Annotated in this window: 1 protein-coding gene and 1 pseudogene; both read right to left on the reverse strand. The window is 72.2% G+C overall.

What is annotated here, in order from left to right; genetic code table 11:
• Positions 1 to 50 precede the first annotated feature (50 nt).
• Positions 51 to 2117, reverse strand: a complete 2067-nt coding sequence (locus tag CCN39_RS47935) for a hypothetical protein (protein ID WP_086853850.1) — start codon at positions 2115 to 2117, stop codon at positions 51 to 53.
• A 103-nt stretch (positions 2118 to 2220) separates the two neighbouring features.
• Positions 2221 to 2782, reverse strand: a pseudogene (locus tag CCN39_RS47940) (ATP-binding protein); the annotation flags it as partial.

Consider the following 2782-nt stretch of genomic DNA (forward strand, 5'->3'; position numbering starts at 1 on the left):
AGGCGCCGGTAGACCGCGGCGCGGCCGCGGTTGGTGCGGATCGGCATCGGTCACCGCCCCATCACGTGGTCGGTGTCCCGCGGTTCCTCGCGGACCTCGATGCCCCGAGACGGCCGGTAGAGCACGAAAACCGGCTTGCCCGCGACGACTTCGGGGTCGACGCGACGCGGCTGGGCGCGCACGCCGGGGGTGCGCGGCACGTAGTCGCTGAAGCCGGACTCGGGCGGGCGCAGGTCGGAGGGCACGACGACGGGCTCGGGCTCGTCGCTCCAGCGCCGGTCGGCCACCGGCGAGGTGTCGACGCGCCGGCTCTCCTCCCGCGTCGTCGGCCGGCCACCGGCGCCGACGACGACGTACTCGCCGCCGTCGCCACTGGCCGGGTTGTACTGGCCGAACACCGGGGCGCCGGGACGCCCGCCCGCGGGCAGCGCGCCCGCGGAGCCGCCGGGGATGGCGCCGGGCCACGCGCCGGACCAGGCAGCGGCCGGGCGGGAGGCGCTGGAGCCGTTGTCGAGGCGCTGGGCGTTGGCGAAGATCGTGGCTTCCGGCCGGAACCGGCCGCCGCCGGCGGTGGCCCCGAGCGGGCCGCGCTGCTCGCCGTCGACGACGTCGTCGGTGTCGCGCACGTTCTGCCAGAACTCGTCCTGCGGGGTCGGGCCGCTGCGGTTGCGCCGGAACCGGGAGAAGATCCCGCCGCCCGGCGACGGCACCGCGGCGCCGACCATGCTGACCGACATCTCGACCATCTGCCACAGCCGCCGGACCGGCCGCCCGACCATGAACAGCAGCACGGTGATGAGCCCGGCAAGGACCATCTGCGTGAGCATGTTCAGCGAGTTGCCGGCGTCGAAGATGGCCTGCAGCAGCAGGGCGTGCACCCCGGCGAGGACGGAGAGCACGACGAGGTTGAAGGCGACCCCGCCGGCGACCTTGAGCACGCGGCGCAGGATCTCCGGGTGCAGCAGGGCGACGAGGCCGATGAGCGGCGCGGTCAGGGCGAAGAGGCGGATGAGGACCTGGGCGAGCAGGACGCTCGCCTTGGCCAGGAGCTGGAAGAGCGAGTAGACGAGGGCCTGGCCGAGCGAGAGGAAGCCGGCCCCGGTGCGGCCGCCGGCCTCGCCGGTGAAGTAGCCGGTGGCGGGGCCGAGCTTGGTGGAGATGTCCTTGTAGGCGTTCTTCTTGCCGTCGATGACGGACTGGTTGGCGTCGTCGCCGTTCACGAGCTGGTTGCGGGTGAACGCCTGGGCGTCGAGCAGCGGCTTGCCGAACTGCTCAGCCTGCGGCGCCGTCGGCGTGCCGAACTCCCCGCGCAGCCAGTTGTTGTAGACGATCTGCGTGTGGAGCTGGGTCGGCAGGATGTCGCGGACGATCCGGTCGCCGCTCTCGTCGACGAATCCCGCCTGGATGTTCGTCGTCGTCTGGACGATCGCTTTGTCGATCGGGTCGAAGTACCGCAGCATCGCCAGTGACGACGCCGCCAGCCAGACCCCGGCGAGCGCGTAGAGCGCCCGTTTGCTGACCGCGGCCAGGTCGCCGCGCCAGATGTTGCGGAACATCATGATCGACAGGATCAGGGCGACCAGGCCGAACAGCTGGGCGTAGATGTTGTTGTAGACCTTCTCGGCGCCCGACTTCACCGCGTTGTAGATCGGGTTCAGCAGGCCGCCCTCGAGCACCGTGTAGTGCAGCGAGTTGGTCGCGCCGACGATGTTCTTGCCCAGGTTGAACAACTGGTTGCCACCCCAGGTGTCCAAAGTGGACCCGGGCGGGGTGAGGTTCACCGCCGTGCAGTTGGTCTCGAAGGTGTTCCAGACCATGCCGGCGTAGCTGTAGTCGATGTAGGCGCTGTTCGGCTCGCCGTGGCCCTCCGGCGGGTCGATCGCGCCGACCATCCCGGCGCCCGGGCGTTCGGGGTTCGGTGCCTCGCCGCACGCCGCCGCGCTGGCCGCGGGGGCCGTGGCGATGGCCTGCAGGCCGAGGACCAGCATGACGGCGAACATGGTCGCCTTGCGGCTCGGCACGCGCCGAGCCGGTGCGCCTTCCTTGATGCGGCGCTTCACGGCGTGCCACCCGGCGGCCAGCGTCAGCAGCACCGCCAACGTCAGCAGGGTGTTCATGCCGCACCCCCCACGGCCGCGACGAGGGCGTCCTCGGGGCGGCGGCCCGCGACCCGGCGGCCGGGGCCCGCGTCAGCGCGCACGCCTCGTTCCCGGGCCGCGTTCATGCGGCGTCCCGGCCGGTGCCGCCCTTTCCACCTGACCGGGCGTGTTGCTGCTGCCCGGCTGCCGGCTGGACGCCGCCCTCCACCTCGCCCGTCTCGGATGCCAACGGGTCTGGCGCGCCCAGGAGGTTGTCGTCGGCCAGGCCGACCTCCAGTTCCGCCGCCAGCTCGAAGTCCTGCTCCAGCTCGATGTCGTCCTCCGGCGGGACTGCGACGTAGGGCTTCTTCTCCTCCGAGGGCAGCGCCAGCTCGTTGCCGGGCCGCCGGGGTGGGGACGCCGCGTCCTTCGAACCCGGTGTCGTGTCCATGACCGCGCGCAGGTGGTCCAGGTGCGGGCCGGAGAAGTCGACGCGGATGCGCTCCACGCCGCCCGCTCCGTCGCCGAAGATGAACTGGCGAGGCTCGACGTCTCGCTCCAAGCCGCGCTGTTGAGCGCCCGGACGTCGGCCCAGTGCCGCCACGACCTGCTCGTACCCGACGCCGACCGGGACCTTCAGCAGCCGCAGGGCGTCCGCCTGGGCGTCGTCGTCGTCCAACCGGCCGACGAACACCGAGTCCAGC

It is taken from the genome of Amycolatopsis kentuckyensis (assembly GCF_002155975.1).
Taxonomy (GTDB): domain Bacteria; phylum Actinomycetota; class Actinomycetes; order Mycobacteriales; family Pseudonocardiaceae; genus Amycolatopsis; species Amycolatopsis kentuckyensis.